The sequence below is a fragment of the Gemmatimonas sp. genome (assembly GCF_044345575.1).
In the GTDB taxonomy this organism is placed as follows: Bacteria; Gemmatimonadota; Gemmatimonadetes; order Gemmatimonadales; family Gemmatimonadaceae; genus Gemmatimonas.
The window spans coordinates 1-5,204 of sequence record NZ_JBIJAW010000239.1 but is presented as its reverse complement, the minus strand read 5'-3'; the positions used below and the strand labels follow the sequence as shown (position 1 = coordinate 5,204).

At 68.3% G+C, this 5,204-nt stretch carries 6 protein-coding genes and 1 pseudogene; 6 read left to right on the top strand and 1 reads right to left on the bottom strand.

All coding sequences use genetic code 11. From position 1 onward, the window contains the following. From ACIQ6O_RS12555 to ACIQ6O_RS12535, 5 genes are all read left to right on the top strand, one after another. On the top strand, window positions 1-470 hold a 470-nt coding region (locus tag ACIQ6O_RS12555), incomplete at its 5' end, for a hydroxyethylthiazole kinase (RefSeq protein ID WP_396208134.1). Next, complete coding sequence (gene thiE, locus ACIQ6O_RS12550) at window positions 470-1,123, top strand: thiamine phosphate synthase (protein ID WP_396208133.1); 654 nt, start codon at window positions 470-472, stop codon at window positions 1,121-1,123. The genes ACIQ6O_RS12555 and thiE, both read left to right, overlap by 1 nt. After that, window positions 1,120-1,935, top strand: a complete 816-nt coding sequence (thiD, locus tag ACIQ6O_RS12545) for a bifunctional hydroxymethylpyrimidine kinase/phosphomethylpyrimidine kinase (RefSeq protein ID WP_396208132.1) — start codon at window positions 1,120-1,122, stop codon at window positions 1,933-1,935. The genes thiE and thiD overlap by 4 nt, the downstream gene beginning before the upstream one ends. A gap of 2 nt (window positions 1,936-1,937) precedes the next feature. Then, window positions 1,938-2,702: a 3-oxoacyl-ACP reductase gene (locus tag ACIQ6O_RS12540; protein WP_396208131.1), complete on the top strand. Its 765-nt coding sequence runs from the start codon at window positions 1,938-1,940 to the stop codon at window positions 2,700-2,702. Window positions 2,703-2,766: 64 nt separating this feature from the next. Beyond that, on the top strand, window positions 2,767-3,816 hold the full coding sequence (locus ACIQ6O_RS12535; RefSeq protein ID WP_396208130.1) for a hypothetical protein: 1,050 nt from the start codon (window positions 2,767-2,769) through the stop codon (window positions 3,814-3,816). 91 nt (window positions 3,817-3,907) lie between these two features. On the opposite strand, the gene ACIQ6O_RS12530 is transcribed toward ACIQ6O_RS12535, so the two are convergent. Continuing rightward, on the bottom strand, window positions 3,908-4,870 hold the full coding sequence (locus tag ACIQ6O_RS12530) for an alpha/beta hydrolase (protein WP_396208129.1): 963 nt from the start codon (window positions 4,868-4,870) through the stop codon (window positions 3,908-3,910). A gap of 126 nt (window positions 4,871-4,996) precedes the next feature. Between ACIQ6O_RS12530 and ACIQ6O_RS12525 the strand changes: the two are divergent. Further along, a pseudogene (locus tag ACIQ6O_RS12525) lies at window positions 4,997-5,204 on the top strand (hypothetical protein); the annotation flags it as partial.

Sequence of the window (5,204 nt, the reverse complement as noted above, 5' to 3'; positions counted from 1 at the left end):
GCGCCCTGCTCGCGCTACGTCCCACCATTCTGCGCGGCAACGCCAGCGAGATCCTCGCCCTGGCCGGCGGCGATACGACCGCCCGTGGCGTAGACGCCGCTGATCCGGTGATGGCCGCCGAACCCGCGGCCCGTCAACTCGCCCTCGAGACCGGCGGCGTGGTCGCGGTCACCGGAACCGTCGATCTCGTCACCAACGGCACACATGTCGCCACGATCACGGGCGGATCGCCGCTCATGCCACGCGTCACCGCCCTTGGCTGCTCCCTCACCTGCCTCATGGGCGCCTACGCGGCGGTCACCACCCCCATGCACGCCGCCATCGCCGCGCTCGCACTCTTTGCCGAAGCCGGAGAACGCGCAGGACGTGTAGCGGAGGGCCCGGGGTCGTTCGGCTGGCAATTCCTCGACGCACTGGCCGCCGTCACGCCGGCCGACCTCGACGCCAGCGGTCGTGTCTCATGGGGGTGATGGCGTCCCAACTGCGCCTGTACCTCGTCACCGACCCGGAGTTGTGCGCGGGCTACGGGATCGTTGACACCGTGCGCGATGCCGTGCGTGGCGGCGCCACGATGATCCAGCTCCGCGACAAGACGGGTGATGCCGCCGAGCGCATCGCCGTCGGTCGTGCCCTCGTCGCCGCGCTCGAGGGCACCGGTGTCCCGCTCATCGTCAACGACGACATCGACGCTGCCCGGGCGATCGGAGCGCACGGGGTGCACGTGGGGCAGTCCGACTGCGCACCCGCCACGGTGCGCGCGCAGCTCGGACCGAACGCCATCGTGGGGCTCTCCTGTGAGACGCTGGCCCACGTGATCGACGCCGATCCGTCGGTGATCGATTACGTCGGGATCGGTCCGGTCTTCGCCACCGCGACCAAGCCCGATCACGCCGCCGCCATGGGCCTGACCGCCCTCGCCGAGGCCCGCGCCGCGACACGACTGCCGGCGGTCGCGATCGGTGGCATTCATCTCCCCAACGTGGCCTCCGTTCTCGCCACCGGGGTGGATGGGGTGGCCGTGGTCTCGGCGATCTGCGGACAGGCTGATCCGTTCACGGCGACCATGACACTCGCGCGCACCATCGCCGAGTCCGTATCGCCTTCGAACCGGGCGTGCGCATGACCGCTGCGCGAATTCCCAATGTTCTCACCGTCGCCGGCTCCGATCCCTCGGGGGGCGCCGGTATCCAGGCCGACCTCAAGACGTTCTCGGCACGACGCTGCTACGGCATGGCGGCGATCACCGCCCTCACGGCCCAGAACACGCGCGGCGTGGCGGGGGTGCATCTCGTACCACCGGCATTCGTGCAGCAGCAGCTCGCGGCGATCTTCGCCGACGTGCGGGTGGACGCCGTGAAAATCGGCATGATCGCGACGGCAGACATCGCGCTCGCCGTCGCCGACGCACTGGAGGCCCAGTCGCCCGTGCCCACGGTGCTCGACCCCGTGATGATCGCCAAGGGGGGCGCGGCCCTGCTGCACGACGATGCCATCGACGCGGTACGCGCGCGTCTCGTGCCCCGCGCCACGGTGATCACTCCCAATCTCCCCGAGGCCGCGCGACTGCTCGACGTGCCGGTGGCCACGACTCGCGAGGAGATGGTCGCGCAGGCAAACGCCCTGCTCGCGCTTGGCCCGGCCGCCGTGCTGCTCAAGGGTGGACATCTCGAGGGTGGCGAATGTCCGGATTGCCTCGTAACCGCGCAGGCCGTGCACTGGTTCGAGTCGCCTCGCGTGCAAACCACGCACACGCACGGCACGGGGTGCACGCTCGCGGCCGCCATCACCGCCGAACTCGCGCACGGGGCCGCACTGCCCGAAGCGATTCACGCATCGAAGACGTACGTCACGGCCGCCATCACGGCGGCGCATCAGCTCACAGTGGGGCACGGCCACGGTCCCACCCATCACTTCCACGCACTCTGGCAGGATTGATCATGTCCCGTTCTCTCTCCGAGCAGGTCGTCGTTGTCTCCGGTGCCGGTCGCGGACTGGGTGCCGCCATTGCCACCGCATTCGCCCGCGAGGGCGCGCAGGTCGTCGTGAACTATCGCGCCAGTCAGGCGCAGGCCGAGGCGTTGGTGGCCACCCTGGGGCCGCGCGCAGTGGCGCTGCAGGCCGACGTGCGCGATGCGGCTCAGGTCGGCGCGATGTTCGACACCATCGAGCGCACGATGGGCCCGGTCACGACGGTCGTTCACAATGCGCTCGCCGACTACCGGTTCAATGGTGACGCGCGCGACACCATGGCCACGCTCACGCCGGACAAGCTGCTGGAGCAGACCAATACGGCCTGCGTGGGCGCGCTCACGTTGCTGCAGCGTGCGGTGCCGGCCATGGCGCAGGCGGGCTTCGGACGGGTCATCACCATTGGCAGCAACCTCGTGCAGAATCCGGTGGTGCCGTATCACGACTACACGGCAGCCAAGAGCGCGCTGCTCGCGTTCACCCGCACCGCGGCGGCCGAGCTCGGGCCGCGTGGTATCACCGTGAACATGGTATCGGGCGGGCTGCTGCGCACCACCGACGCCAGCGCGGCCACACCCGACGTGGTGTTCGACCTCATTGCTGCGAATACGCCGCTCCGGCGCGTCACCACGCCTGACGAGCTGGCCGATACGGTGCTGTTCTTCGCGAGCCCGTGGGCGCGTTCCGTGACAGGGCAGAATCTGATCGTGGATGGCGGGCTGGTGTTCGGCTGAGGGAACGTGGGTCCGCCCGCGACATCGCGGGCGGACGCCACGGCGCGCGGGCTAGATTCCTCGCGTGTTCTCCACCTGTGTCTATTGCCACGGCGCCCTCGGCGCCAATGAGGTCGTCGAATCGTTCCCAGTGGGGCGCAAGCTCGCCTTCGACGGGGCCCGCGGCCGCTTGTGGGCCGTGTGCCCGCGCTGCGCCCGCTGGAACCTCTCGCCGCTCGAAGAACGGTGGGAAGCCATCGAAACGTGCGAACGGCTGTACCGGGGCACGCCACTCAAGGCGAGCACCGACAACATCGGCCTCGCGAAGTTGAGCGAAGGGCTGCAGCTCGTGCGTGTGGGACTGCCCACCAAGCCGGAATTCGCCGCGTGGCGGTACGGCGGGGAGTTGCAGCGCCGTCGCCTCCGCACGTGGGCGGTGTACGGCGGAAGCGCGACGCTCATGATCGGGCTCACCGCGCTCAAGTGGATCGATCCGAGCTTGCACAGCGCCATTCCGGCTGCTGGACTCATTCCGGGCGCGCTGAATTACTGGAACCTCTACCGGTTACATCTCCGGCGCATCGCGCGCGTACCGTATCGCAACGGCCTCGTCACACTGCGTCGACCCGATCTCACCAACGTGCAACTCGAAGCCGTGGGCGACGGCACTGCGGAGTCCCTCGGCTGGCAGCTCAACGTGCTGCACAAGGAAGGGCGCAGCATCGTCACGGGCGATGATGCGAAACGGCTCCTGGGCAAGCTGCTTACCGTCGCCAATGAAGAAGGCGGCTCCGCCGACACCGTCAAGTCGGCGGTGACGCAACTGGCGGAGGCAGGCTCCTCCAGTGCCTTCATGCGGCAGTACATCGGGACGAAGAAGGGGCCCTTCAACGGCTCGTGGCGTGAGGTTCCGCGCCAAACCGTACTCGCCCTCGAAATGGCCCTCCACGAAGACACCGAACGCGCCGCCCTCGAAGGCGACCTCGCCGCCCTCGAGCGCGCGTGGGCAGAAGCCGAGGAAATCGCGGCCATCGCCGACAATCTTCTGCTCCCCGCGTGGGTACAGCAGCGACTCCCCGGTGCTACGCCTCGTCGTCGGCCAGCAGACAACGCCGATACCGATCGGGATCGTTGAACAGATCGCGCGAGAACTGGTAAAGCGTCGCAACCCGCAGAACGAATCCATCCGTCACGCGTTACCTCGAGGCGAGGCTGAGCGCCGAGCCTCAACGCGCGCCGAACACCGCGCGATAAAACGCAAAGTTCCGTTCGCCGAGCGCCTCGAGCAGCGCCATGGTGTCGTGTCCGACGTTGGGCACCAGCGTGTACTCCTGCACAATCGCCAGTCGCGTGACATGCGCGCGGAACTCCTCGTTGGCCGGCAACGTGAAGTCGAGCGAACCAACCACCTGACGAAAGTGCGTCAGCGCGCGCGGCGTCCCGCGGATCGCCGCGGCATACTGCTCGGCCACCGTGAACGGGTTCTGCGCGACATAGTACGTCATGTCATCGCTGTACACGTCGCGCAGGATCTGCGCCCGTTCGGCGGGGTTCCCCGTCGCGCGCGGCCCGTTGAAGTCCAGGTCCAGCGGGCCCGCCGCGAACATGCTCATCGCGCCAAATACGTCAGGGTAGCGTAGCCCCCAACGCGACGCGCCAAGCCCACCCATGCTGAAGCCTTCCAGCAACCGGCCGTCGCGCGCGGCCACCGTGCGAAAGGTTGCGTCGACATGCGGCACCAGATCGCGCACCACCATGGACTCCATGGGGACGCGTCCGTCTTTGGAATCGGCCCACATGCTCGACGCCATCCCGTTGGGGAACACCACGAGCATGGGCGGTATGCGTCCCGCGCGAATCGCGTTGTCGAAGTAGGCCGACAGCACGCCAATCCCACCCAGTCCCCCACCGCTGCCATGCAACCAGTAGAGCACCGGAAACCGGCGCGCCGCTTCGCTGTCGTACTGCGGCGGCGTGTACACGTGATAACTCACGGTCGCGCGCGCAATCGTACTCTGAAAGGTGCGATACTGCACACGCGGTGCGCTCACGGGAGGTGTGGTCCACACCACGATCGGCGCACTGGGAGGCGCCGGGGCCACCGGGGCGGCAACCGATCCGCCACCGCAACCAGTAAGCGTCACCAGCAGGGCGAGGGAAGCCATGGGCTGCGTCGTCAGCGACATCATCAGTACAAGATAGCCCAAGCCGATAGGGTGGCACGATCTCCGGCATCGAACGGCAGCGAGATCTGCACGGAGAACGGGAGCCGCCCCCGGCTGGCGTAGTACCGCGTGGCGAGCCAGCTTCGACGCATGTCGATGCCTCCGCTTCACCCGTTCCGGGCTCGCCGCGGCGCGCTCCACGCGCTGGCCGCTCTCGCGCTTTCTGTTGGCGTGGTCAGCGGCGCCAGCGCGCAACCTGCTCCCGCCGTATCGCTCGATCAACGCATCGATGTCGTCACGCCGCTGGCGCCTGAGCTGGCCACCCTCGGCGCGTATCCCATTGGCGTGCGGACTATCA

Coding starts and splice junctions, on each gene's coding strand:
- thiD (WP_396208132.1), top strand. CDS start 1,120: ATGACCGCTGCGCGAATTCCCAATGTTCTCACCGTCGCCGGCTCCGAT.
- ACIQ6O_RS12540 (WP_396208131.1), top strand. CDS start 1,938: ATGTCCCGTTCTCTCTCCGAGCAGGTCGTCGTTGTCTCCGGTGCCGGT.
- ACIQ6O_RS12530 (WP_396208129.1), bottom strand. CDS start 4,870: ATGATGTCGCTGACGACGCAGCCCATGGCTTCCCTCGCCCTGCTGGTG.
- thiE (WP_396208133.1), top strand. CDS start 470: ATGGCGTCCCAACTGCGCCTGTACCTCGTCACCGACCCGGAGTTGTGC.